The sequence below is a fragment of the Mucilaginibacter terrigena genome (assembly GCF_004168255.1).
Taxonomy (GTDB): domain Bacteria; phylum Bacteroidota; class Bacteroidia; order Sphingobacteriales; family Sphingobacteriaceae; genus Mucilaginibacter; species Mucilaginibacter terrigena.
Window position 1 is genome coordinate 631,260 of sequence record NZ_SEWG01000002.1, and the last position, 26,855, is coordinate 658,114.

23 protein-coding genes and 1 pseudogene are annotated in these 26,855 nt (G+C 40.8%); 1 reads left to right on the forward strand and 23 read right to left on the reverse strand.

Annotated elements, in window-relative coordinates:
• The 20 genes and pseudogenes from EWM62_RS06640 to EWM62_RS06735 form a co-directional block, all read right to left on the reverse strand.
• The gene (locus EWM62_RS06640; RefSeq protein ID WP_129875868.1) at window positions 1-720 is read right to left on the reverse strand and encodes a class I SAM-dependent methyltransferase; all 720 of its coding nucleotides are present in this window, start codon (window positions 718-720) and stop codon (window positions 1-3) included.
• A gap of 5 nt (window positions 721-725) precedes the next feature.
• Window positions 726-1,748 (reverse strand): glycosyltransferase family 4 protein, encoded by a 1,023-nt coding sequence (locus EWM62_RS06645; RefSeq protein ID WP_129875869.1) that lies wholly within the window; start codon window positions 1,746-1,748, stop codon window positions 726-728.
• Window positions 1,745-2,728 carry a glycosyltransferase gene (locus tag EWM62_RS06650; RefSeq protein ID WP_129875870.1) on the reverse strand — a complete coding sequence of 328 codons (984 nt, stop codon included), beginning with the start codon at window positions 2,726-2,728 and terminating at the stop codon, window positions 1,745-1,747. The genes EWM62_RS06645 and EWM62_RS06650 overlap by 4 nt, the downstream gene beginning before the upstream one ends.
• A gap of 112 nt (window positions 2,729-2,840) precedes the next feature.
• A complete protein-coding gene (locus tag EWM62_RS06655) occupies window positions 2,841-3,989 on the reverse strand; it encodes a glycosyltransferase family protein (RefSeq protein ID WP_129875871.1) in 1,149 nt (382 codons plus the stop codon).
• Window positions 3,990-4,751: an FkbM family methyltransferase gene (locus tag EWM62_RS06660; protein WP_129875872.1), complete on the reverse strand. Its 762-nt coding sequence runs from the start codon at window positions 4,749-4,751 to the stop codon at window positions 3,990-3,992. It abuts the gene before it with no gap.
• Between the two features lie 110 nt (window positions 4,752-4,861).
• Window positions 4,862-5,563 carry a hypothetical protein gene (locus EWM62_RS06665; protein WP_129875873.1) on the reverse strand — a complete coding sequence of 234 codons (702 nt, stop codon included), beginning with the start codon at window positions 5,561-5,563 and terminating at the stop codon, window positions 4,862-4,864.
• A 13-nt stretch (window positions 5,564-5,576) separates the two neighbouring features.
• The gene (locus EWM62_RS06670; RefSeq protein WP_129875874.1) at window positions 5,577-6,563 is read right to left on the reverse strand and encodes a glycosyltransferase family 2 protein; all 987 of its coding nucleotides are present in this window, start codon (window positions 6,561-6,563) and stop codon (window positions 5,577-5,579) included.
• Window positions 6,564-7,580 carry a glycosyltransferase family 10 domain-containing protein gene (locus tag EWM62_RS06675; protein WP_129875875.1) on the reverse strand — a complete coding sequence of 339 codons (1,017 nt, stop codon included), beginning with the start codon at window positions 7,578-7,580 and terminating at the stop codon, window positions 6,564-6,566.
• Entirely contained in the window at window positions 7,581-8,477 is an 897-nt protein-coding gene (locus EWM62_RS06680) for a glycosyltransferase (RefSeq protein WP_162499794.1), read from the reverse strand.
• Window positions 8,478-8,485: 8 nt separating this feature from the next.
• A pseudogene (locus tag EWM62_RS19780) lies at window positions 8,486-8,638 on the reverse strand (DapH/DapD/GlmU-related protein); the annotation flags it as partial.
• 281 nt (window positions 8,639-8,919) lie between these two features.
• Window positions 8,920-9,861, reverse strand: coding sequence for a hypothetical protein (locus EWM62_RS06690; protein WP_129875878.1), 942 nt, complete (start codon window positions 9,859-9,861; stop codon window positions 8,920-8,922).
• 20 nt (window positions 9,862-9,881) lie between these two features.
• Window positions 9,882-10,589, reverse strand: a complete 708-nt coding sequence (locus EWM62_RS06695) for a class I SAM-dependent methyltransferase (protein WP_129875879.1) — start codon at window positions 10,587-10,589, stop codon at window positions 9,882-9,884.
• Window positions 10,586-11,329: a glycosyltransferase family 2 protein gene (locus EWM62_RS06700; RefSeq protein ID WP_129875880.1), complete on the reverse strand. Its 744-nt coding sequence runs from the start codon at window positions 11,327-11,329 to the stop codon at window positions 10,586-10,588. Before EWM62_RS06700 ends, EWM62_RS06695 begins: the two co-directional genes overlap by 4 nt.
• Window positions 11,329-11,988, reverse strand: coding sequence for a class I SAM-dependent methyltransferase (locus EWM62_RS06705; RefSeq protein ID WP_129875881.1), 660 nt, complete (start codon window positions 11,986-11,988; stop codon window positions 11,329-11,331). The genes EWM62_RS06700 and EWM62_RS06705 overlap by 1 nt, the downstream gene beginning before the upstream one ends.
• 6 nt (window positions 11,989-11,994) lie before the next feature.
• Window positions 11,995-13,242, reverse strand: a complete 1,248-nt coding sequence (locus tag EWM62_RS19565) for an ABC transporter ATP-binding protein (protein ID WP_238989293.1) — start codon at window positions 13,240-13,242, stop codon at window positions 11,995-11,997.
• Window positions 13,242-14,102, reverse strand: coding sequence for an ABC transporter permease (locus EWM62_RS06715; RefSeq protein WP_129875883.1), 861 nt, complete (start codon window positions 14,100-14,102; stop codon window positions 13,242-13,244). The genes EWM62_RS19565 and EWM62_RS06715 overlap by 1 nt, the downstream gene beginning before the upstream one ends.
• On the reverse strand, window positions 14,095-15,216 hold the full coding sequence (locus EWM62_RS06720; protein ID WP_129875884.1) for a glycosyltransferase family 4 protein: 1,122 nt from the start codon (window positions 15,214-15,216) through the stop codon (window positions 14,095-14,097). Before EWM62_RS06720 ends, EWM62_RS06715 begins: the two co-directional genes overlap by 8 nt.
• Complete coding sequence (asnB, locus tag EWM62_RS06725) at window positions 15,209-16,990, reverse strand: asparagine synthase (glutamine-hydrolyzing) (protein WP_129875885.1); 1,782 nt, start codon at window positions 16,988-16,990, stop codon at window positions 15,209-15,211. Before asnB ends, EWM62_RS06720 begins: the two co-directional genes overlap by 8 nt.
• A gap of 123 nt (window positions 16,991-17,113) precedes the next feature.
• A complete protein-coding gene (locus tag EWM62_RS06730; protein WP_129875886.1) occupies window positions 17,114-17,629 on the reverse strand; it encodes a UpxY family transcription antiterminator in 516 nt (171 codons plus the stop codon).
• A gap of 18 nt (window positions 17,630-17,647) precedes the next feature.
• Window positions 17,648-20,095 carry a polysaccharide biosynthesis tyrosine autokinase gene (locus EWM62_RS06735; RefSeq protein WP_238989294.1) on the reverse strand — a complete coding sequence of 816 codons (2,448 nt, stop codon included), beginning with the start codon at window positions 20,093-20,095 and terminating at the stop codon, window positions 17,648-17,650.
• A gap of 635 nt (window positions 20,096-20,730) precedes the next feature.
• Between EWM62_RS06735 and EWM62_RS06740 the strand changes: the two genes are divergently transcribed.
• Entirely contained in the window at window positions 20,731-23,631 is a 2,901-nt protein-coding gene (locus EWM62_RS06740) for a cadherin-like beta sandwich domain-containing protein (protein WP_129875887.1), read from the forward strand.
• 342 nt (window positions 23,632-23,973) lie between these two features.
• On the opposite strand, the gene EWM62_RS06745 is transcribed toward EWM62_RS06740, so the two are convergent.
• The 3 genes from EWM62_RS06745 to EWM62_RS06755 are packed head-to-tail and all read right to left on the reverse strand — an operon-like array spanning window position 23,974 to window position 26,568.
• A complete protein-coding gene (locus EWM62_RS06745) occupies window positions 23,974-25,071 on the reverse strand; it encodes a hypothetical protein (RefSeq protein WP_129875888.1) in 1,098 nt (365 codons plus the stop codon).
• Window positions 25,072-25,075: 4 nt separating this feature from the next.
• Window positions 25,076-26,188: a hypothetical protein gene (locus tag EWM62_RS06750; RefSeq protein WP_129875889.1), complete on the reverse strand. Its 1,113-nt coding sequence runs from the start codon at window positions 26,186-26,188 to the stop codon at window positions 25,076-25,078.
• A gap of 41 nt (window positions 26,189-26,229) precedes the next feature.
• A complete protein-coding gene (locus tag EWM62_RS06755; RefSeq protein ID WP_129875890.1) occupies window positions 26,230-26,568 on the reverse strand; it encodes a hypothetical protein in 339 nt (112 codons plus the stop codon).
• Between the last annotated feature and the right edge of the window lie 287 nt (window positions 26,569-26,855).

Consider the following 26,855-nt stretch of genomic DNA (forward strand, 5'->3'; position numbering starts at 1 on the left):
CTACTTTACGCAATCCACGTATAAGGAATGGTTGCTGTGATTAAACTGGTCTTCAATCAATTGCTCGTCTAACGATTGCCTGTATTGCTGCCTGGTGATATTTTTAAACCCGTGCTTTGTTAGCAGGAAATGCATTGCCTCCCAATCGTAGGCATATTTGTGTTCGCCATCCTGCCTGAAAATGTGGTTTAGTATAGCAATTTTTGTATCAAACCCATTTGGAAGGTTATTAATATCATAACCCAGTGCTTTCCATGATACTTCATCGTTAAGATAGTAGGCGTTAATAAATTTTTCGACATCGGGTACGGCTATTCTTAAAACTGCCCCGGGTTTCATCACTCTTTTACATTCCTCTAAAAAAAATGGCGCTTCAAATGACTTATCTATGTGCTCAAAAAAATGTTCTACCCGTATCCTTTCAACTGTATTATCTTTAAACGGCAGGTGCTTACGGGTATCGTAGGTAAAAGAAACATTTTTCAGGGCCATCAGGTCTACATTTACCCATCCATCGTGCCCAAAGGGGCCGCAGCCAACATTTAAGCTGATGTTAGCGGCGTTGGTGATCTTTTTTACTGCCGCCTTTTTAAAGGGGTTGAGACGATAATTAAGCCTGTTCCTGAAAGCGCGCAATTCGCCCCTTAAAATTGAAATTATCTCTGGAGATACGGGGGCACTTTTAATAATAAGCGCCCCGATCTTTTGTTTAAAAGTCATAAATATTATGTTGTTTTTAGTGATAGATATTGGCTTGCTACGATACTAACATCAAACCTTTGTATCACGGCCTGCCTGCAGGCAAATCGGTCAATTAGCTGTATACTATCTATTTTGCTGATCATTTCATCAACGTTGTTGACCCGGAAGCCATTAACCCCATCCTCAACAACCTCCGGCACCGATCCCCGGTTAAATGCGATCACAGGGGTGCCGCAAGCCATGGCCTCTATCATCACAATACCAAAGGGCTCATCCCACTCAATTGGGAACAGCAATGCCTTTGCTTGCCCTAAATAATTGTTTTTTTCCTCGTCATTTAATGCTCCCAAATAAACTATTCTATCGTCGTCAATACATGGTTCGATCTCGGTTTTAAAATACAGATAGTTATCTTCGGTATGTGAAATGTTGCCGGCTATCAGTAGCTTATTGCCGGTTGCTTTTGCTACTGTTATGGCGTTATGTACTCCTTTAATTTTATCCAGTCGGCCCAAAAACATCAACGGTGCATCAGGAGCAACACCTTCGTTTAACCGGTACTGGTCAAAATCTATTGCATTGTAAATGGTGTGCCATTGGCCTGCTACATTACCTGTTGCAACACAGTTGTTACTGCATGCCGTAAAAACCAGGTTTTTATTGGGTAAAGCATTAATAATGCGGATGCCACGCCTGCTAACCGGCCTGCCGTAGGTCATCAATTTTTTGACGGATTTATTAAGAATAGGAAAGTAATATATAAGCCGGCCAAAATTGTGCACAAGATCAAATTTTTGATGGTTTTTGATAAGGTATTTCCAAACAAATAAAACCTCTTTGTATTGCTGCATTTTTGACCTGTTAAGATCGTTTGCGCCAAAAGTTATAACCTTGCCGCTGCAATGCGAATCGGGCCCGGCAAGCAGGGTTACCTCATGGCCCAATCTGGTATATTCTTCCGCAAAAAGGTATACCAGACGTTCGTGCCCTCCATATAATTTTGGTGGAACCGGGATACCGGGATCCATAATGAGGAGAATCTTCATGGATAAACGCTATTTATGATATCCAGCATTATTTGCGCGCTTTTTTTAAGCGTAAGATTTTCCAAAATATACTCACGAGGGTTAAAGCCATTGCTAATTAGCTTGTGCCAAAATTGATCGATTTTTGCTTCAAAATCTTCCGGATTTTTAAATTCCATCCCACATCGCTCATCAAAAAATGGAATGGAGGAGGCAGGCACAACCTCTGTTTCGCCCCACGCAATACGATTGGGATCTAACCATTGGCCCTGGTTCCAGGCAAATACAGGTACATTCATAGCCATTGCTTCGCAGCAGGCAAAGCCCTGGCTCTCGTGCTCGCAAAGGAATATCATACCCTTACTTTGTTGCAGAATTTCGAAGTATTCTGCCTCTTTATAATCGCCATAGGTTATCTCTGCATATGATAACCCAAGAGTGTTTAGTTTTGCTAATATGGGTGCTTTTAGTTGCTTGCGGGTATCATTCTTATCCCACATGATCTTATCATAAACCAGTATATCATGCTTTTTTATAGCTTTTGCCTTAGGTGCCCACTTATCAGTATCGATACCGGCTGGCCATATTGCGCAGTTACCCTCACCGTAATATGGGAGGTAAATATTATTTGTCCATACAGAATGCTGCAGATATTTAGCTATAGGATAATCGGTAAAAAAATTTGGCCATCCTGAAGGGTGAGACATTAATCCAATACCCGCAATAACTGGATTGGGCTGATGATAACCCTGCAATGCATGCATGCCATTGCCCAAAACCACAACCGGCTCATCCGGCTGTATTTTTTTGAATGGCAGGTTTATATCGTAATTAACCCTAAGTTCATCAAACCCTTTGCAAAGGTTTATAAATACTTTTTCGATACCAGAGACCCGGCTTCCTTTGATCAATTTGCGTAAAGCGGGTATTATGTACCTGTCGCCCGGTAAAAAGCGGTCGGTAACGGTTTGGGAACGGAAATAGAGATGTATCCTGTTCATTTATCGGATCAATAATTTCCTGATGACTGGTTGCACTATGGTTTTAAAAGTATCGGCAATGAAAAAGTAAATCTTATCTAATGCGGGTATTTAACAAACTGATTTAAAAAGCTTATAAATTTAGCGTCCACAATATTTCTTTTAAAGAAGCGGGTATGCTATGGTTTTTTAAAGCCCGTTTTTGCCCGTTTACTTTTAATGTTTTGCGTTTAACGGCATCATTTTTAAGTAGCTCTGTTTTCTGCAGAAAATCTTCGGGGGTTGTGTAGGTTTCTATCTCGTTGTTAATATCGTACAGTTGTTCTATGCCATCTGTCCATTCGGTTAAATAACATGCGCCAAGCATTGGGGCTTCAATATCGCGCAGTCTTGAGTAGGTATCTGGCTTAGCCAAAGGAAATAAGTAAGACGGATACCTGTTAACACCAATGGTAACCAGGCTGCCTGCGGTAAGCCGGTTGTATTCTTCTGCGGAAGGTGCACCATGTGTTTTTAACTGTAAAGTACGGCTTATCTGCCCGGTATAATTCCGCTGTTTCAACTTTTCGGTATATCCGTTAATGCCGTATTTGTTTAATAGCTTAAATTGAAACAACAGTTTTTTGTGAAGCCCATAGGGTAGTAACTCTTGTTGAGTATGAGCAGCCGCTATCCACCCGCCGCCATAAATAGCTAAATCAATATTTGGATCTTGCTTAACTATGTTTTCAAACATTAAATGGCGCTGAATATCCTTTGAACCAATAAATGTTATTTGCGAATTTATCTCGGGCTGCAAAATGCGATATTGGGGCGCCACCCACATTGGCATGGGCAGGTTAATGTAAGGGTAACCTGCTTTTTGATATTGTTGAATAGCCTTGTACTCGGGAACCCAATTCAAATCAAAAGCTGCAAATTCTTTTGGAAGCTTGATAAAATCGCGAATGTGATCGCAAAAAAAATTAACACAAGGGATGTTGGTTTTCCTGATCTGATCAATTGCCGAAGTATCTATCTGATCAGGGTACAAGTAGCTTAAAAAAAGATCGGCGGGGTTAGCCTTTAAATAATCAACTGTTTTTTGCCATGCATCCTGTTTCCAGTTTATTTGCGCCTGTTTGGTTTTAGGCACCCTACCCAAGGCCCAATCTACATCCGGGCATTCCATCCATTCGTAGCCAGCTTCTTCTATGCCGTTTTTAATGTAATATTCCCAAAAGCTGTATGCCGGTATAGGGTGTTTAGTTTTTGATTGGAAAAAAGACAGAAAGATCTTCACTTAAATACGTTTAAACAAAACATCAATTTGCCAAAGTTCCTGGCCCACAGGGGTTGACTGGCCAAATGCGTGGATGTTAAAGTTATAAGTTGCCAGGTAGTTAGCAATTTCCAGGAAAAGGGGCTGGCCAACATAATACTGTTTAAAGGACACTTCAATTATTAGATAGCTAACATCATTAAGGTATTTACCTGTTCCTTTTAATGCTTCTAACTCAAAACCTTGAATGTCCATCTTTATAATATCGGGTACAGGTAACACATTTCCATCTATTAAAAAATCGGTGCGCTTAACCTGTACTTCTTCTTCACTTTCCTTTTTTATACCAAACAACTCAAACTCAAGCGGCGTTGCGTCTAATATGCTTGATGAATCAGAAAAGCTTGATACATTGATAGTAGTGCTTGTGTTTTCGTTTCCTAAGCAATATTGATGGATAGTGACATTTTGTAATTCTTTAGTCAGGTCGTTGAACTTTTGAACATGCTTATTTAACGGCTCAAATGCGTATATCGCGGCATCCGGAAAAAACGACTTCGCTAAAATTGTCCAGGTACCAATGTTAGCTCCAACATCAAAAATAGTTTGGATTTTATTATTTTCATTCTTAATTATCTCAAACAATTCAAGACTATCCAGGTAGCCTAATTTAAGTTTTGCAGCGGGCGTGCCATTTAATTTATTTTTCCGTTTTCTTCTGTTAATCGCGATAGCCAAACGATCTATGATAATGAATGGATCATAAAATAATGATAAGCGCATATAATTGATTTTTATAATTAAGCTTTTGCTTTTTAATTGATACTTACTTTAATCATGATTCACGGAATTATATACAGCACCTGTATCGGATTAAAAAAGCAAATAAATCATTATTCAGTTAACTTTTCTACATTGTCTGCCCCGGCAACTAACCCCTCTATCCCAATTTTATTTATAAATGTAACCTCATAATCGCCTTTTCTTAAAATATGCCCGGCTGCAAACTCAATTGAGATACTAAAGTGAGGGGTGTTTTTATCTTTTTTGCTAAATAGTACCCTAATCAGGCTCCCTAACCCAACTATCCTTTCCGAGTAAGCAAAATGCTCGTAAAGGCAGTCCGTTAAAAACCGGTGCAGCGTATCGGCATCTTTTACCCAATACCCCCTGGTAGATATGCTGCTGTTATTGCGGGCATGATGATATTTTTTTACGGCAAGGTCTTCAAAATCAGGTTTCTTAAAATCTCCTGTAGGGTAATAGCGGCCGCTTATTTTAAAAACAGGTTGGTTAGCCGGCAGGTATTCAACTAAATATAACAACAGCAATAATTCGTTTATGCCTTTGTTTTCAAACTGGTATTGCAGCAAATGATGTACCTCAACCTCCGGGAATCCGGTTAAAAGATCCTGGATCTGTGTCTTGTCCAAAAGGGGTGAATTATCAATAAGGAAGATCTTTGTAAAACCACACTCGCGCAGGCGTTGCAAAGTAAACCTGGTTTGTTCTACCCGTTGCTCATAAGTATAAAAACTTTTTGATTGTTGTGGCCCGGTTAAAGGTTTTATGGTTGATGAAACGATGGCTATCATTATAAGTGAATTGTTATCTTAAAATTTTAACGTAGTAGAATTGCAGTCTTTTAGAAACCCTCCACCCAAATACACCCGATATGAAATTAATAACCCTGCCACCCAAAACCGGTTTAAACTTATAAACCGGGTAATGTTTCAACTCCTTTATAACCTGCTTATATAATGCAGGCTGCTCTATATAAAATAACACGGCAAGATGCATTAGCTGCCTGTATATCGCTTTTTGTATGGCCGGGGTATTTGTACGGGATTGTAAATAATCTCTTTTCAACAAAACTGCTTTGAGGGCACTTTTAAATAGCTTTTCTTTATTGCGCCTGTATGCAAATACCTTATCGGCATCAGTATATTTTCGGTAATAGCAAAATCCGGGTGTTTTTACTATGCCTTTTGAATTTAATATTACCCTGCAAAAGTATTCGCCGTCGTCATCTATGGTTAATTCCTCATTCCAGGGGCCTGCGCTATCTATAATTTCTTTTGAAATCAGCCAGGCATGTATGGCTATCATGGAACCCGTTTCGCGATAACCACCTAACAGGTCGGTAATAAAATGAACCGGGTCGTCATCATTGTTTAAAAAGGATTCTTCGTAAGGTGATGGTATGTTGGCTTCAGTTAAATCGTTATCATTAAAATGTACAATACTGCAAACCGCGATCCGGCCCTCGTTATTCGCTAAAGCCGCAAGCTGCACGGCTATTTTATCGGGACTAAGCAGGTCATCACCATCAAGAAATTGTATGTAATCTCCTTTTGCTTCCTGTAAGCCTTTATTACGTGCTGCGCCGGCACCTTTATTGGGCTGACTGAATACCTTTACATTTTCACATTCAAAACCTTTTGCAATAGCTAACGAATTATCTGTTGAGCCATCATCTATCACAATAATTTCCGTGTAGCCCCAGGTTTGGTTTAATGCCGACTGTATAGCATCTGCAAGGTATTTTGCCGAGTTGTATGCCGGTATTATAATAGAAACTAAAGGTTGTTGCATTTAATGCTTAGGTCTGCTATTAAATATTTTCATCCAGTGATTTTTAAGAGAAGCATTGGCAGGGGGGTGGTTATTTATAAACCATGGCTGCTGTAAGGTGGCAATGTATTTATCATCATCTTTATCCAACTCAATTATGCGGTCGATCAATGGGCTGAAGTCCAGTTTTTGAAACTGATAATGCATTTTTAATCCCCGGCCTATTGTTTTTAACTTACGCCTGATGCGGTGTTGCGGGCCCTTGTGGTAGGATGGGAGTATATCTTTAAAATTGGGCTGGCTTTTTTGCTGTAACCAGTTTACAAAGGCAGAATTGTTGGTTTTTACGTAATCTGCCGTGTTGATAAAGCTGGCGGTATCAAATATATCGCCAATATTGGGGTCGCCGCAGTAAACAGGTAAGCTATTTGCCTGCATGGCATCATACAGTTTTTCTGTTTGATAGCCGGGGTAAACGTAGTTCTCAAAAGCGATAGTGAATTTATAGCTGCTTAAAAATTGCCGTTTACGCTGCCATATGTCGCCACTATACAAGCTATCGATGCTTGCCATATTGTTCATGGACCTGCCGGGCGCATCTATCTTTTTGTATTTAGATAACTGCCTGAAAAATTCTTCGCGGTAGGGGACTTTATGGGAGTATAAAAAATTGCAAAAATTCTTTTTTCGCTTTAGTATACCATCAGCATCAATGTTTACCGGTTTTACCAATACCTGCGGGTTTAAGCCATGCCACTGGATCCTTTTGTAGCGCGGGTTGTTTACTATCTCTTCGCGCGGCACACCAAAAGCCCATTCGCAAGCCTGCATATCGGGCTGTATGTTTTCGCAGTAATATCCAATTCTTGTATAATTGCCCAACGGCGGGATATCATTACCGTAAGGCCCAAATAATATAAAATCAGGTTTATCGCTCTCTTCAAATATAAAATCATCATTAAGCTCAGTAAGAATATCATTCAAAGCAATTTGCTTGTCTATCCCGTTCTGAAATTTTATACTGATGGTTTTAGGCATTTATTGTATAAAGTGGAATGTACCTGTGTTATTATACTCATTAAGTATTTGATAGTACGAGGCATAAATTTTTTCCAGTTCGGCATCGTCAGGTAAAACAGGGTGGCTAACAGGTGCCTGCCTGGTTTTTAAACGATGCCAGGTGTTGCCTAACCATACTTTCAAACGCGAGAACCTGCTGATACCTGCATTGTCGCCTGCGTAATCATATTTAACCATGCCAATAGCGCCCTCGTATTTTAGCAATTGCGGGCTTGCACCAGATGTTACATTGCCCGGTGTTGCTACCGAGAGCGAGTTATAGCCAGTATAGTATGCAATTTTAGCTTTAAGATAAGTTACGCGTAAGGCGTATTCCCAATCCATCATTTTAAATTGGGTGTCGTACAGGCCTAAATAGCTGAGGGAGGCTCTGCGTTGCAATAATGTAACATCGCTAAAGGTAAATGATCTTACTTTTCCGGCCTTCCAATCCCGGTAGTTTTCCAACCTGCCTGTAATACTTACCTGGTCCGGATGGATCAAGTGACTTTGCAGGTGATTAGAAATACACAGATCAAGATCTGCGTTGGCCATCATAAAATCCCGGCATTTGCGTATCGTGTTGATATGATGCACATCGTCATCAATCAGTTTTTTGATGATTTTACCTTTTGCCATTAACAAGGCTTTATTCCAACCGTGTGCCTGGTTCTTATCAGGTTCGCTTATGTATTGATGGATTTTATTCGCATCAAGAAGGTTTTGCAAGTACCCTTGCGTACCATCACTACTATTGCCATCAACCACTACTATCTCTTCGTCAGGGCTTAATACAGTTAATAAATTACCAAGCAACACCTTTAAAAAAGGCAACCTGTTTTTGGTACAAATGATGTAAGATAAAGTGATGCTCAATTTAATGATCTGATAATTTTTGCAGGTACCCCTGCTACAACTGCATTGGGTGGTACATTTTTAGTAACTACAGCACCCGCGCCAACAATAGCATTGTCGCCAATGGTTATACCTGGTAAAATAACAGCGTGGCTGCCTATCCACACGTTATTGCCAATAATAACAGGCTTTTCAATAACGGTGTTCCTGTAAAGTTTTGCTGAAGCATCATGGGTAACGCTGGTGATAGATACATGCGATGCAATTAGGCAATCATCCCCAATTGTTATACCGCCATGCCCCCACATATGTATAAAAGCATTTACTGACACATTTTTACCTAACGAAATATATTCCGGTCCTTCAAATTTTACAGGTAACTGTATAGATGTGCCCTCGCCGCAATGCTTTAAAGTTGCCTTAAACTTTTTAAGCTTAACGGCATCAGCCTTTCTTTGCAGTTTTAGAAACTGGTTTTTAATTTTTTTAACAAGCCAATTAGCCAATGGTACGTTCTGTATGGGAAATGAATAAATATACTTACAAATATTGTTGCTAAAGCTACCGGTACACCCATTATCCACAATTTTATCAGCAGGCTTTGCGACCTGTATGGGTACGCGTTTAAATTACCACTGCCAAAATGCAGTACAAGCGGCGAGTATTGTGCCGGGTACCAGGCCCGGTGATGAGGTGACGGATATGCGGGATTACGCATTACCCTTGCCCCGGTTAATACGTTGATTGTTCTGGGCCTCAGGTCCGTATGCATATCGGTCATCACGCGGCCATTATCCGGGATGGATTGCTGATGGTTCAGCATCATGGCTATTGACAACAGCCCTTCTTCGTTTACGCTGTTATTATTTCTGTGAAAGCCGTAAGCGTCATAATCCTTTGCTATTTCGCGGGCTTTATCATAAATGATGGTTGTTAAAGCTGATCTTTTGAAGTAAAATATCCCACCGTTAAAACGTATCAGCTTATCCAGCCCAAAGTGTGTTTTTATTGTTTCGGCCTGCTCTGTGCCGCACCAGTTTTCGGAAGGGACAATATTACCTGCAACGGTTACATCCTGGCCTTTGGCAGCGTCAAATACCTCGTGCAAATCGCCAAAGCAAATACAATCCGAATCAATAAAAAGCGTATGTGTGGTTTGCAGGTATTGGTCTATATGCATTTTTATTTCTATCCCCAATGGTATGTGTTCGGCCTTCGCAGGGATGATGAATATGTTTTTTTGAAACCTTGCGGGGATAAGGAAATCAAGATTTGATACAATGAACACCTTAATATCATTATGTATCACTACAGATTGGGCACAGTTTAGCGCAAACAGGGCATAAGTAAGCTTATTAGTAGCAAACGTAATAACCGAGTAATCATCTGTAAATTTATTTTGCATTATAATTTTAGAGCGGCAAATTACTTAATTGCTTCAACATATAAACTTTCGGGTTCGCGGTTAGCTTGGTCTATTTGTAGTTTAGCGTCATTAGACTGCATATAGCTCATTTTATGAGTAAGGTTAAAGCCGGCTTTAAGCAAACTAAGTTTGAGCGTTTCATAATCCCAGGCGTATTTATGGTCGCCGCCCTGCCTAAAAACCTCGTTTACCAGCTGCATTTTGGTTTCAAATTTTATCCCCATCCCTTCGTCGTACAAATCGTTATTAAGGGGGCGTGTTCTTTTTAATTCATCCCAGTTATCTGTACAGTAACCGCGCAAATATTTTTCGGCATCGGGCACAACAATACGCAATACACCACCTTTTTGAAGCGACCGGTAACAACTTGCCAGGAAATAAGGCACTTCGGTAAAATAATCCAGGTGCTCAAAAAAATGCTCGGTATATAAACCTTTGGCAGAGTTGTCGGCAAAGGGGAGGTTCTTCCTGCAATCAAACCCATAAGTTACATTCTCGTATATACTAAAATCGATATTTACCCAACCCGTTGGCAAACCAACCCCACCACAACCAATATTGCCATATATATCCGTTTGGCTGCTTAGTGCTTGTATCACATTCCCTTCGTTCCGTTTTATTTTTAACGCGTATAACTTTTGCCCAATTGCCAGGTTAGTTTTTGGGATGGCCGGGAATAATTTATGTATCTTGGTTTTTAAGCTCATAAGCCAATCAATAATTTAAGTTTAAAAAGGGCAGATTGTATTTTATATTTTAACCACGAATGGTGCTGCCATTTGTAACTATAATAAAAACGCGGAAGCTGTGTTAGTTTTTTGTACTCGTTATTATCTGTCGCTTTAAGCGATTCGCTACCGATATGGGTAACAACTGATGGGGGCACCAGATAATTTTTAACACCATACCTGGCAAGGGTGTTACAATAATCCGCATCGCTATACCAAAAGGTGAACTTTTCGTCAAGCGGGCCAATAATATCAAATAACTCTCGTTTCACCATAAAACACCATCCTATAAAAGTGCCAAAATAACCTTCTACGGCAGGCCCGTCAGGGTTAAAGCCTGCACTTTTGTGGTACACGGGGCAATAGGGGGTTGCGCTTAGTATAGTGGGGTTGCCCTCCATTGCTTTTAATATCCCGGTAGCCCAGCCTTTGTGAAAGATAAGGTCGTTATTGCACAGGCAGATATAAGGGTTAGAAGTACGGTTTATGCCAATGTTTAGGTATTTATTAAAGCCAAATTCTTCTGTAGGGTATATGGTTGTAGTGTTGTCAAACTGGTAAGGTTGCATCGCTTTGTTTGACTCTACCACAAGCACCTTAAACTCCACCTCATTTGGGTCTTCAGATTCAAACAGGGTTTTAACCGTTTGCATCGTTAATGCCTTCAAATTTTCGTCTTTGGCATAGCTAAGTATAATAATATCAACCTTTAAAGGCATTATGCTGGTTGTTTAGCCACTACTACAAATTGCGGGTAGTTCATATCCTGCTGCGTGTTAAACAATATAAAGTTTAATAATTTATAATACTTGTAATTACTTTTGTTAATGCCCTGTATTTTAGTAACACTGTAGCCGCTTTCTTCAAATAAGCGGATCATGCTTTTTTTTGTAAAAAAGCGCAGGTGAGTCCTATCCATAACACCTGCGTCTTCGTATTTAAAATCCTTATATCTAAGCAGGGAGAGCACCACAGGGTACCAGCGTATATTAGGTATTGATGCTATAATTACACCGTTAGGATTAAGCAGTTTTTTGCAGGCCAGTAGTGCTTTATCAGGGTTTTGCAGGTGCTCTAAAACATCATTGAAGAAGATCGCATCAAATTTTTTAGCGGCCAGCTGCGGCATGTTATCCGTAAAAAGATCATTGATCACCACATCAATGTTATTTTGAGCTTCGGTAGCCGATACTGTATCCGGTTCAACACCCCATACTTCACAACCAAACGTTTCTTTTAACAAAGCGCCAAAGCCACCAGTGGCGCAACCAATATCAAGGGCGCTTTTTATTCCATGCGGCACAAACGGGAGTATTTCGGTACGCCGGTGCAAATAATACATCTTGTCTTTGTGGCCGTATTGGTCGTTATAATCCATTTTTTATTATTTGATAGTAAAGCTATAGTCAATTTCTGTACGGCCGCGTACATGCAGCGGGTAGGGCAATATATCATCCGTCATTGGTTTTTGTACAACTTCGAAATGAAGGAGGCCAAAAAAATCTTTCAATAACAGGTTAGATTGCACGTGCAGTCCTATTTTATATTTGCCGGGCAGGTAGGGCAGGTGAAGCAGTTTGCCGCTGATATTAAAGGTGGTTTTTACCCCGCTTACCATAAACAGATCGTTGCTGCGCAGGTCTATAAAACTTACTTTCTGGTCATACTCGTCATATATAAATATGGCTACCGACTGGAAATTATTGTTTGTTTTGCAGCTAAGGGTTAAATTAAATGCCAGGTGATCGCCGGTAGTTATTTCGCTTTTATCAATTTCAAAAAGGTCAACCGTAACATCCGGGCTTAAAGCATGGTGCGTTATTTTTGATTTAAAGATCTCATCGGCCACAACAGAATATTTGGCAATAGTATCATACGTGCTGCCGCTAAATGCTATTTCCCCATTATTAAGCAAAAGGCCGGTATTACACAGGTTGCTCACAGCTTCCATATTGTGACTTACAAAAAGTACCGTTCTGCCTTCGCCTTTGCTTACATCGCCCATTTTTCCAAGGCATTTCTTTTGAAACTCGGCATCGCCCACGGCAAGTACCTCGTCAACTATCAATATTTCCGACTCGAGGTGTGCGGCCACAGCAAATGCCAGGCGCACATACATGCCCGATGAATATCGTTTTACGGGGGTGTCTATGTATCTTTCCACGCCAGAAAAATCTACTATCTCATCAAATTTGCGTTTGATCTCGGCCTTGCGCATTCCTAAAATGGCGCCGTTCAAATAAATATTTTCGCGGCCGGTCAGTTCCGGGTGAAAGCCTGTGCCTACTTCAAGCAGGCTGGCTATACGGCCTTTAACTTTTATATTGCCGGTGGTTGGTGATGTTACCCGGCTAAGTATTTTTAACAAGGTGCTTTTGCCGGCACCATTACGGCCAATGATGCCAACGGCATCGCCCTGTTCTATTTCAAAGTTGAGGTCCTTAAGGCTCCAAACTATGTCGCTTTCGCCTTTAGAGGTGCGGTCATTGGTTTCGCCAATTTTAAGAAAAGGATCTTCTTTGCCCCGCAGCCTGGCCCAATACCTTTCCAGATCGCGGGATATGGTGCCGGTACCAAAATCGCCCAGTTGGTAGGCTTTTGAAAGATTGTCTGCTTTTATTGCCTTAGCCATTATACTGTGTCAACAAATGTTTTTTCAACCTTGTTAAAAATAACTATACCCGTAAACAAAATTACGATGGTTACTGCCGAGCTGTATAATAACAGGTCCCAGCTAAAAGCGCCCTTGCCTAAAAAGCCATAACGGCATGTTTCTATCACCGCGGTTAGTGGATTAAATTTTATAAGCCAGGAGTAGGCGGGGTATTTTTTTATTACCTCTGATAAGGGATATATTACTGTGGTTGTATACATAAGCAACGGCACCCCAAACGACACCACAAAAGCCAGATCACGGTATTTTGTGGTTGCCGCGGATATGATCATTCCAAGGCCAAGGCCGAGGGCTGCTATCATCAATATTAAGAATGGAAACAGGGCAATGTAAATATTAGGTGCGATGTGATAGCCCGACACCATGTAATAAAGCAGTAATACAATAAACAGCAGAAGCTGAACACCGAATCTGATGAGGTTTGAGAATACGATACTTAGCGGCATTATTAAGCGCGGGAAATAAACTTTGCCTAACATGGCCGAATTATCTTTAAAAACGGTTGATGTTTTAGTTAAACATTCCGAGAAATAATTCCAGATGATGGTGCCTGCAAGGTAAAATACAGGGCCGGGTATGTCGTCTGTTTTAATGCCTGCAAGGTTGCTAAATATAAGGTTGTATACCAGTATGGTTATAACCGGCTGTACAAAAAACCAAACCGGCCCAAGAATGGTTTGCTTATAAAAAGAAACAAAATCGCGGCGCACTAACAATAACAGCAGGTCGCGGTAGCTCCAAACATCTTTCAGTTTCAGGTCAAACAAACTGCTTTTGGGCTTTATCTCAAGGTCCCAGTAGTCGTCAGGCTCAGTCATCAATCAGCATTTGTTGCAGTTTGTTAATGTAAGTTTGCTCATTAAAATAATGCAGGCAGGTATCTTTTAAATGCCGTCGTTTTTTTAAGGTCAACGGTTCTTTTAAATGGTTGGTAATACAATCTTCCAGTTCCTGTTGATTGTCGGTATTTATAGCAGTACCAAGTTCTCCATTGCGTATAGCATCAATGCTGCCATCGGCGTTGCCGCAAATAACCGGAAGGCCGCAAGCCAGTGCCTCAATAAAAACAATGCCGAAGCCTTCTTTTTTACTTGGCAGCACAAATACATCGGCAGTTAAGAAATGGTCTGGCAATTCTTCTTCTTTAATAAAGCCCGTTAAAATTACCTGTTCGGTTACGCCTGTATCTTCGATAAGCTGTTTTACGCGCAACCCTTCCAGTTCATCGTATTTACCGGCCAGTATATATTTTATTAACGGGAATTTATGTTTGAGTTTTGGCAATGATTTTATAACAATATCATGCCCCTTATAAAGTTCGGTAGAGGCAAGCCGGGTTAGCGTAAAAATTACGGGGTTGGCTTTTGTTAAACCATAACGTTCCATTAAGTAAGCAGACTTCCCGAAATTATCGGGCAGCTTCATAAACGGATCTAAAGCGTTGTTTAAAACCACACATTTATTTGGGTCTGTTTTATGCAGGGTTTCCATTTTAGCTTTTGTAAAGCTGCTAACGCAGATGATCTTATCGCATTGGGTTAAAAAGCGTTTTTTATGGGCAGATAGCGGGCGCCAAACTTCAATGCCGTGGGCTATTAACCAAACCTTTGTTTTTGGGCTCCTGAGCTTAATTAGCAGGCCTGCCAGCGCAAGATTAATGTGGCTTAAAATCACTACATCATCTTTTTTAGCCGCGAATACCGTTTTAATGATGAATAAAATGCGCTGTTTGCCAAACCCTTTAAAATTTTGGGCGGGCACATATTGTGGCATCAGGTCGCTATCCTCATCATACAAGGAGGCAAGCTTAAAATTCCAGTTGTTTTTTGTGCAAATGGCATTAAGCGAATGCGCCATTGTACGGGTCATTTTTTGGATGCCGCCGGTTGTGCTGAATGTTTGTAACGAGAAGAGCGTAATATTTTTAAACATGCCCCTGAACCTGATATAGTGCAAAAGCCCTTGACCAATGTATTTTTCCTTTATTAAATTTATTTATAATTTTTTTAGCTGCTGTACCTTTGTAATTATTCTTATTACTTATACTCTCATTTGCTGCCATCCATTTTTGCAGTGGGAAGGTAAACCCCATTTTTGGCCTGTTCCATACCACTTCGGGTACAAGGCCTTCAAACGCGTCTATCAGTATTTTTTTTGGTTGATTACCATGAAACCGTATGGATGGATGTATCTGCGAAACATATTGCTGAAAATCTTCATTGAGGAACGGCACCCTTACCTCAAGACCATGGCTCATGCTCATTATATCAGTATCGTGCAATAACTGATTTTGCATGTACATATTGGTCTCCAGCCAGGCGGCGTTTAATTTATCATATTTATCTAATGCAGGGATATCCAGGTCATCAAAAAGGGTGCTGTTTACTTCATCTTCATCCATATCTATTAATTTGGCAATGTCCACAGGTGCATACAAGCCACGTAAAAAAAGATAGTCGGCTGCGGTATTATCCTGCTTAAGATACCCAAACTTTTTAACGCGATCGTCACTAAACAGCTTGCTTAAGGTGAAAGGAGCAGCTGGGAGCATTTTTAAGTAACGCAAATATTTTATGCGATCAAAGGAGGGGTACCCACCAAATAATTCATCGGCACCAATACCTGATAGTACCGTTTTCAAACCATCCTCGCGGGCATATTTACTAATAAACCATGAGTTGATGCCATCGGTAGTGGGCATATCCATAGCGCCCAGTATTTTCGGTAAATGTGTTTCAAAATCGTGTTGTTTTACCAGGTGTGTAAAATTGCTGCCACTTAGTTTATCTAAAACGGCATGCTGGTAGGCGCGCTCGTCATATTCTTTCTCATTAAAAAATATAGAAATAGTTTTCAGGTCTTGCTTTTTTTGAGCGGCCAAAAGGGTCAATAAACTGGAATCGATCCCACCGCTTAAAAATACGCCTATAGGTGCATCGGCTATAAGCTGCCTTATTACAGCTTTTTTAAGATAGTGGTTAATTCCCTCGCGCGCACTTTGTATATCGGTAATGCAATCGGTTATTGCTGTTTGTTGATATTTTTCAATGGTATGGGCTCCATTTTTATTCCAACATAAAAAATGTCCTTTAGGGATACTGAGGACGTTTTTTAAGGTAGTGTAAGGTTCGGGGATATGACCAAAGGCTAATAGCCAAACCGGCCATCTTGTATCTTCATCAGTGGCAAGGCCGGCGGCCTTGAATGCCCTTATTTCTGATGCGAATGATATTTGGCCCTCTGTTGCGTAATAGTACAGGGGTTTAATACCTGTACTATCACGTACTAAATAAACAGCGCCGCTTATTGTATCGTACAAGGCAAAAGCAAACATCCCCCTTAATTTACTGAAAGAGTTTGTGCCCCAATGCAAGTAGGCCTGTATAATAACTTCGGTATCGGTGTCGCTGTTGAAAGTTGCACCCAACTGCTGAAGTTGGGTTTTTAACTCATTGTAGTTGTATATTTCGCCGTTAAAAGTGATCCACGCCTTAAGGTTTTGATCGGCCATGGGCTGGTGGCCTCTTTTGCTAAGGTCTATAATTGATAACCGCCTGTGCCCAAAAGTCACATTTGCATCCGCACTGTAAAATAGGCCTTCGTCATCAGGTCCGCCATGTTGCAATGCCTCGCACATAACTTTTACAGCCCTTTTTACTTCATCCACCTGTAACCGGTTTGTAACCAGTCCTGCAATCCTGCACATTATATTATATCCTATCCTAATATATATAGCTTCGCCTCGTAAGTCACAAATTATTTGTTAACTTATTAATTATCAGCATAATAAATATGCCAATTGTGTATTTTACTTTAGCTGATAAAAAAGCTAAAGCCTGTTAATTAATGATGCTGCAACGTTTACGATAATTGAACAGCCCAGGTTTTCTAATCGTAATAATAACTGTTTTTGGGAACGATACGCTATTATTTCTCCGGTAATACCTTTTAAAGGGCCTGCTTTGATCTTTATTTTTTCACCGGGTAATAAATTCTCTTCGGTCACCTCAAGTTCAAGCGAGCTGGTCATCAGTAATTTAAGTTCATCTATCTGCCTGTCGGGCATGTCGGCGATCTTGCCCGAAAAGTATATAAACCTGGCAATTCCCCTGGTCATTAATACTTCTGACTGGGCGTTATCTGCAATGCGAACGAATAAATACGATTTAATAAGTGGTTCCTCTACCCATTTTTTCCTATCGCTCCACTGCTTTAAACGCCGGTGCAGGGGCAGGTATGCTTCAACTCCCTTGTCTAATAAAGCGGTATAAGCTTTTTTTTCGGCGCGGGGGTGGGTGTAAACAGGATACCACTTAAGGTTACTATTTGTTACCGTTAAAGCCATACTGTAAAAGAATATTTATTATTTGAACCAACGACTAAAATTCCACCACTTCTTTTTTTCAGTTTCGATGTAGTAGCCAGAACTTTCATAGCCGCTATAATCAGAGTAGTAATAGTATTTGCCATAATTGTCGCCGGTAAACCGGGTTGTATAATATCTTGAATGTAGAAGGTCTTCGGCAAAGGCGTTAAGCACGATCACCGTGTTATCCAGGTGATACTCCTGCGCAATTCGCTGCGGGATGGTGGCCGCGTAATACTTGGATTTTCCGGATCGTATAACAAATATATTAATATCGCTCACGCGGATAATGGGAATAGCATCTGATACCAAACCAATTGGCGCAGTATCGATCATAATCACATCGTACCTCGTTTTAAGGTCGCGTATCAGCTCGCTCATTCTTTCACTGTGTAAAAGTTCTGAGGGGTTTGGCGGCACCGGGCCTGAAATAATAATATCAAGTTTTTTTTGCCCGGTAGGTAGTATAATGTCGTTCAGCAGCGATTGGTGTGATAAGTATGTACTTAAACCGATGTCATTTGGCACATTAAATGTTTTGTGAAGTTTTGAACGGCGCAGATCGGCCCCTATCAGTATCACTTTTTTATCTATCAGCGAGAGCGTACTTGATAAGTTTACAGCTACAAAAGATTTCCCCTCACCGGCAACTTCAGATGTGATACATATGACCTTGCTGTCTTTTTCTGATGCCAGGAAATTCAGGTTTGTACGTACAGATCTAACCGATTCAGCAAACATGGTTTTAGGCTTGCTTATGGCCAGTATCTGCGAATTGTTTTCATCTATTTTTTCGGGGAATTTTCTGATCACACCTAAAATCGGGACAGAGGTAAGGCTTTCTACCGTTTCTTTATCATATATGTACGGGTTTAATAACCTGATAAGTATGATTAGCCCAAGGCCGGTAAGCAGGCCAAAAATTATAGCCGAGCGATGGATGCCATGCTCATCGGGCGATACAGGCGAAAAATTTGTGCGGGCCTGTTCAATAATGGTAGCACCGGGTAAGATACCCGCGCGGCTTATCTGGGCTGAAAGTTTTTTTTCTGATAAAAAAGATAAAACTTTTTCATTTACCTCGTATGGGCGATTCAATGCGATCAGGTCCCGCTCGGCAACCGGGAAAATAGAGATCTGTTTATTTACAACCGATAATTGTGAGCTTAAATAATCCAGGTTTCTTTTAACAGTAGTGTAGGTAGCGTTAATACTATTTAAGGCATTACCTTTTATCTGTAAGATAGATTTGTTAATATCCTGAATAGGCTGCGAATTATAGTTATAGGTTTTTAGAAGCTCGTAACGCTGGTTTAACAGGCCATCAAGCTTTCCTATCAAGGCTGTTAATGCCGGATCAACGCCGCTGCCAGCGTTGAAGTTAAGGTTTACATTATTCTTTTCTTTATCTATTTGTTCCCTTAACTGATCTATGGCGATTAACTGCAATTTTAATATCGCCTGCTGAGCTTCTATATCTTTAGCCTTATTCAAAGCGGCTTCAGCAGACGAGCTAACCTCCATCAGTTTATTTTTTTGTTTAAACTCCAAAATTGATTTTTCGGAACCTTTTACTTTATCTGATAGGTATTGCAGCTGGTCATCAATAAAGTTGATCATTTGCGTAGCTGATTGTGTTTTGCGGTCACGATCGTATATCAAATATTCTTTCATTATCGCGTTCAATATATCAGCCGCAAACTGAGGGTTTGCGTCGGTCTGCTGTAACAACAGAATGTTGGAGTATTTTGCCAGTTCGCTGGTACGCAGCCCGGCCCTGACGCGGCCTATAAAATCTTCGGGGGTATTAAACTTAAACAGGTAAATAGTGTTCCTGCTTAAGCTTGCTGCCGGCTCCTTAATCAAAAATGTAGTTTGTCCAACCGTTACAGGGTTGTTGTACAGGTAATTTTTTGAAAATTCTTTTTCGGCTACCTGGTAGGATATGTTAAAGGTGGTTTTATCAATGGCTTTAAAAGTAATAATACCTCTGTAGAAATTTAAACTATCAAGCTGCAGGTTCTGTATGTTAAGGGGCTTTTGCGGATATATCTCGCTTGTGCGTACGCGTCCCTGTATGTAAAAGCTTATGGGGTAGTTCAGGTCCTTAATGGCACTTAAAATTACTGTAGGGCTCTGTATAACGGATGTTTCGCTTTGTATTTTTGAGGGACTCCTGTCAGCACTGCCTATGACATTTACCAGGTCAGAAATCTCTGATTTTTTTTCTTCGAGCTTCATAGTGCCCGAGGTGGCATAGGTTTTTGGGGTATACCACAAATAAACATATGAACCAAGGATAAAAAGAATAAGCGAACCCGCTATCCAATACCAACGACTGATCAGGATCTTCCCGATCTTGAAGTAATCAATTTCCTGATTAGGTAATTTTTTTATGATCTTTTGTGTTTCGTCCATCAATGATATCGCCGCTTTGATCCTCACAACAGTAGGTATAGCCTGGGCAGACCTTATTGCAGTTTTTTCAAATTTACGAATTTGGTCTTAAATAAGCGCATTTTTCGTAACAGGTATGATTTTGACAGGATGCAGTTTGATTGTTTTATATACAACCTAAATAAGACCCGGGCATTAATAAAGTTGAACAATCAAAAACAGATATGATTGCTTCGGTTGGCCGTATCAAAAAACTAATGAATTCAGAAAAAAACGACGTTTTTTGCCTCGTGAAATTTTATTCCAAATGGCTTTAAGGCTGTTATATATATTAATTTTATGCCTTTATAAACGATCGGGTTTCTTAATGATTAATATTTTTATTATTTATCTATATAACCCATCCAAAATCAATTATTTAAGTTAACCAGTAATTAAGTAAATATTATTCTTAACATGTTAAATAAATAATAAATAACGGGTTTATTATTTTATCTTAGTCATTAGCAATCAAATTACAGATCGCTTTAAATTATTCCGTACTTTTTTTATTCAGGTTACATAAATGCGGGCGGCAAAAATATAGCTTTTCGCCTGTTAATATGTGCCAGTTGCGGGAATGAAGTACAGCATTTGAAATTGAATTGTGCCAATAACTATTAAATTTTTTAACCTAATGTATCATGAAATCTAAACCCCTCAATCAGCCTGCTTTTTCGGCGGTGTCCGTCTTGAAAAAATCAATCGTGCCTTTAATGCTATTGCTAACGCTTGGTTTTAGCACTGTTATGGCCTCGGGCGTTACCCCGGCAATAGTATCTATTAATATTGCCAGCGCCAACCCTACAAACGCTGCCAGTGTTGACTTTACTGTAACATTCAGTACAGATGTGCATGGCGTAGATGCATCTGATTTTACTGTTGTAAAATCAGGGACCAACGGTTCGGTATTGCAGGTAACCGGTACTGGTAGCAGCTATACGGTTACTATTAACGGCGTATCGGGCAATGGTAATTTAGGCTTAAACCTTAATGCCAGCGGTACAGGAATTTTAAGTGATGATACTAACGACCCGATAGCTGAAACTGGTTTTACCGGCCAAAGCTATACCATTGATACTACCCCGGCGACACTTACCTCCGGTTCATATTTCTCTAACAACGGCTATTCCAGCCAATATGCAAAAGTAAATGATAATATAACCCTGACTGTAGGTTTTAACGAAGTGCTGCAATCATGCACCATGACCATTAATGGAAATGCTGTAGCAACCACACCTTCTAATGGCAACAGAAACTCTACTGCAGTTTACACAGCTACCGGAACTGATAATGAAGGCAATGTGCCCTGGACAATCCAGGCGACAGACCTTGCAGGCAATGTAAGAAATTATACGAACAATGATTTTGGCACTTTCCTTGCTTTTGACCGCACCAACCCTGTAGTTAATATCGGCGCACCTGTGCATGCTGGAGTTGCAGATTTAACAGACCAGGTAGATTATGCACTTAATTACACCGATGCTAACTTTAATTTCAGCACTTTATCTACAGGCGATATTACATTGGATAAAACCGGTACGGCCGACGGTACTATACAACTTAACGGATCGGGCACTGCTTACACGGTAAGCGTAACCGGCATTACCGGTTCGGGTACATTAGGTTTTTCGGTAGCTGCCAATACAGCACAAGATATACCCGGTAACCTTGCAGATGCAGGTGGGCCATCAGCTAAAATTTTTGTTGGTGCGCTAAGCAACCTTACTACTACTGCAAATTTATTCGGCCCGACTTTTGACCCGCTTACCACAGGCGGTTATACAGCATCAGTAGGTGAACTAATTACCTCAACTACCGTTACGCCAACGGCAGCTGACGCGGGCACAACGCTTCAGGTAAGGGTTAATGGAGGCACATATGCCGCTGTGACAAGCGGAGCGGCTTCTGCACCACTACCGTTAATTGCAGGCCCCAATACCATTGAAGTGGAGGCAACCGCACCGGATGCCGTAACTAAAGAGGTATATACATTGACAGTTAACCGCGCTTATTCAAGCGATGCTACCCTTACAACAATTGCAGCTACGCCAAATACAAAGCTAACATTAGTATCAGGGAGCAACTTCCGCGATTATGTAGCATCAGTAAAGTATAACGCAACCACGCTTGCCATTACAGCAACAACCAGGGAGCCTATGGCAACCATAACTGTAAACGGTGTCGCGGTAGCTTCGGGTGCGCTATCTGATCCTATTACTTTAAATGCAGATACCACTACCATTTACACTACAATAACAGCCGGCGACGGTACAACCAAAAAAACCTACGCGGTATTGGTAACACGTCAGCTTTCAACCATTGCTACACTGGCTACAATCAATCTTACACCATCGGCTAAGCTTATCCGCACAACCGGTACCAATTATGCAGATTACACCGCAACGGTAGAAACTGCAACAAGTGCGCTGCACGTAACAGCTACCGCGCAGGATCCAGGTGCAACTATCACCATAAACGGCGTACCTACAATGTCGGGTGTGCAATCTGACGTTATTATGTTAAATGCAGATACTACCACCATTTACACAACGGTAACAGCTGCAAATGTCAGGATCATAAAAACCTACGCTATATTAGTTACCCGCAAACTTTCAAATGTTGCCAACCTTGCTACCATTAAAACAACACCTTCATCTAAATTGACACTTGTAGCCGGCACTAACTTCCACGATTATACAGCCACCGCGAAGAGCACAACCACTGCTGTAAGCGTTACTGTAACAACCAGGGAGCCTTCGGCAACAGTTACTGTAAACGGTGTACCTGTAGCTTCGGGTGCGTTATCTGCCCCTGTTACATTAAATGCAGATACTACTACCATATACACAACATCAACAGCAGCCAACGGGGTAACCAAAAAGACCTACGCCATATTGATAACGCGTTTGCCTTCAGATGTTGCCACACTGGCAACAATTTCAACTACGCCATCATCTCCGCTTGAACGATCTTCAGGATCTAACTATGTGGATTATACAACTACCGTAGAAAACGCTACAACCGAATTAAGCATAACAGCAAACGCGCAGCAATCGGCGGCTAAGATAACCGTGAACGGTACACCTGTAAATTCAGGGGTGCTTTCTGCGCCGGTTACCTTAAATACTGATACCACTACTATTTTCACAACAATAACGGCCGAAGATGGAACAACCCAAAAGACCTATGCGATATTGGTAACAAGGGAGCCATCATCATCGCGTTTCGCAGCTAATTTTGCACGAAGAGGGGCTGTTAATGATATTATAGTTCATCAAAATGTATCGCCAAACGGTGATGGCCAGGGCGATGCCATGCAGATTGAAGGCATAACTGCTTACCCAGACAATAAACTGCAGATAATGAACCGTAGTGGTAACCTGGTGTACGAAGCCAAAGGATATGATAATACCACCAAGGCCTTTAGCGGCCGTGCCAACAATGGCAAGCTGCAACAAGCTGGTACTTATTTCTATTCTTTAGAATATAAAGTTGGTAAAGAAACCAAACGACAAACAGGGTATATTGTATTGAAATATTAAACTGATAAGTATTAATGATGGGGCAGGCCTCGTCATTTATACCATTAAGTATTTAAATCGAAAACAATCTATTATTAAAAGCCAAAATGGGCAAGCACGTTTTACGTAGCTTGCCCATTTTTTTTGATGCTGAGGTGTTATTTATCTGTGTAAGTTAGAAAGGTTAGATCTTACAATGTTTAAAAGTATACGATGTTCGCAAACGCGGCTTACCGCAGGCGTTTATAATAAGTGATTTATCAATACGCCTGATAAAATATCATTTACCCCAAATTAACGTTTGAGAATTGGACAACCTTAAATATATTCAAACATATCGGGTCACTACTTTCTCCATGATTATTAGGCTTCAGCCGGTTTAGACGCTACATAACCCAAAGAACTAATACCGGCCAGGGTGAGCAATACATCCGGGATCATCGGCATAGTTTTATTATTAATTGTAAAGATTATATAATAACCACCCAATACGATATTCCAGGCGAAGATCTGAAAGCGCTGCATGTTCATACTTTCCCCATCGCCCAAAATATCATTGAAAAAACCTTTGGGTTTTTTAGGTGTATATGTTGTGCCGGCTTTACTACGCTTAAAATAATCGATATAAGTTGCAGTACCATTTGTTGTAATGCTAATGCCCAAAAGCAGTAGAATAGAATAATTTAGCGTAGACGGAATGTTGGTTAGCATCAGCGAATATAGAAAACCGCCAATGATAAGGACCGTCCAGTATGCGAGTTGGGTTTGTGACAAACTATATGCGCCGCCCGGTTCTTCTTTCAAGATATCCGAACGTACCGCTAAGTAAAGGATTAAAATGATCAGCCCCAGGTAAAGCACGCTCATGGCGATAAAAGTACCGGATTTGAAGTAAACGATGGTTACATGTGTTTTAGCAAGGTTTTCTGAGCTTGTTTTAACGGGCATCATCCCGTCCCACGCCATGCTTAGGTGTACATGTAATTTATTGCTGTGCCAGGAGTCGGCCAGTTTGTATAGATTATCCCATGCCGCTTTGGTGCTGGAATCCTGCTTGAGCCTAAAAGTTACCCAGATAACCTGGTCTGTGGTTTTGAATTCATCCTTGCGAATGCTGTTAAAAAGGTCGGAAGTGATCCCTTTAAGTGCTATCCCATCGGCATACAAGGTAAGCTTGGTGGCATCAGTAGGGCGGCTATCCATAAATTCTTTGGGGTTCGACAGCTGTAACAAGATCAGATCATCCACCCGGATTGTTTTGAAAAGACTATCACGGTTCTCAAGCTTACGTGCCTGTACTGCCAGGATATAAGGCGTTTTAGGAGCCGGTGGCGGATTAACCGGGGCTGCCGGGGTAGTTATTTGCGTTTTGGCGGGTGTACTGGTTGTGGCCGGTGCTTGTGCCATAGCAAAATTCACTGCCAGAATAAATAGTGTTAGTGTAATTATTAACTTTTTCATATCGTTATTTATTATTCCAGTTACCTAAATCATATTTAAAACCCAATCCATACACGGCCTCGTTCTTCCTGTCAAAAGGGAGTTTGCCGTAGGAGTAACTTACAAAAAGGCCGCTGCTGGATGTAAGTGCGCAAACCACGTAGTTGGATTGGTCGATCCCGGCGGTACGTATCGATTGGGCGGCGTTTAATTGGTGATACCAGCGATAATTGGCGCTAAACCAAAAAACTTGTCCCGCAACACCCGCTGCCTGGGTTTTAAAGGATACCTCGAAACGTAAACGCGTAAATGGATCTAATTTACCGGTAACGGCCCTTCGCAAGCTATCATTAGTTGGCACTACGTAATCTAAACCAAACAAGGCTGCCGGAAAGGCTACACCGGATACGGCGAAATGGTCATCGGTGTTTGTTATCCAACGCAACAAGGCGAAAGGGTAGTCGGGCAGGTTAAGCCAGGATAGGGTACTGTTTTTCTGAAAACTACTGGCCCCGGCATTGATAATTATGCCCGGTACAAATTGCGTTTTAGAAAAATCCTGGTTACTCTCAAACGAAGTTGAGCCGTTAATGCCAAGATAGAACTGATCGGTAATATGCGTTAGCTTGGCAGCTTCGGCCTCAATGGCTTCCCGTTTGCCTGCATCGCCGCTGGCAATCGCGTCACTCCGTTCCAGCTTTAACGCTCTCAATTGATCAGCTTGGGCTTTGGTGTTTTTTTTCGCCAGCCCGCCCCAAAAAAATGTGCCGTTATATACAAATTTAGATTCAAGGAAATTGGCGGGGTTATACACTTTTTTGAACGCTATATTACCATTCAGGTCCAGGTTAAAAGATTGGCTGAAATCATGCCCGTTACCAATACTGTTTTTTGTCCAGCTGTTATCATATTGGTAGCTAAAACCCAGTCCAGGCGGCTGATTACCTGCCTGGAAGGTTTTAAATTTTAGATTAAGGTCGCGCACATAATTATAGGCTGTGGTATCTTTTCCTTTTAAGGCGGCCATATATTTAGCCATGGTCGAATTTAATAAGTCCGGGTCTGTAAGCTTATTTAGTACTTGGTCCTTAACTTCTTCAAAAGATTTGATCTGCGCGAAAATTGATAAAGGACTCATTATCCCCAGGATAAGTAGCCATCTTTTTAAAAAGGCCTTCATCAGAAAGTATAAATATTATTTACAGTATCAGAAAGGTCTTCGACAGTTTTTGTCGGTATTTGCAGCACTGCTTTTATTGCTGTGGTGGCGCTGTTACTATTCAAGCCATCTTTATAGGTGCCGGCATAAGTATTGGATAGGCTGCTTTCTAATACTTTGGCCAGGGCCATTGCAACGGCATTACTAATGTTGCCGGATGATAGGGGATTATAAAACTTTAATTGCTGCATAGACATAGGCCCGGCGCTTTCAAAAGTTGTTAATGCAGGAAGTTGTTGTAAATCGTCCAATGCTCCATAAACGGATACACAGGTAGCATAAGTTTTATCCCAGCTCATTGTAAATTGTTTTAAGGTTAAGGCAATCGCTATTTGGTTAAATAGCTAATCATCAGCAATATAAATAATATAATACAAGTCGAAGAAAATAATAAATAATAAACCCGGAGTTAACGGTGTTGAGAACCAGACCGTTGTTAGGCACAAATACTGTAATAAACTGGTTTTAGAAAAATGCCCTGCAATTATTTGGAATACTGATAGACTATAAATTATTGTTTTTTTAACCTAATAAAACTATTCATATAACATTTAACTTAGCAATTTTTGACAAATCTTGCCCCCGA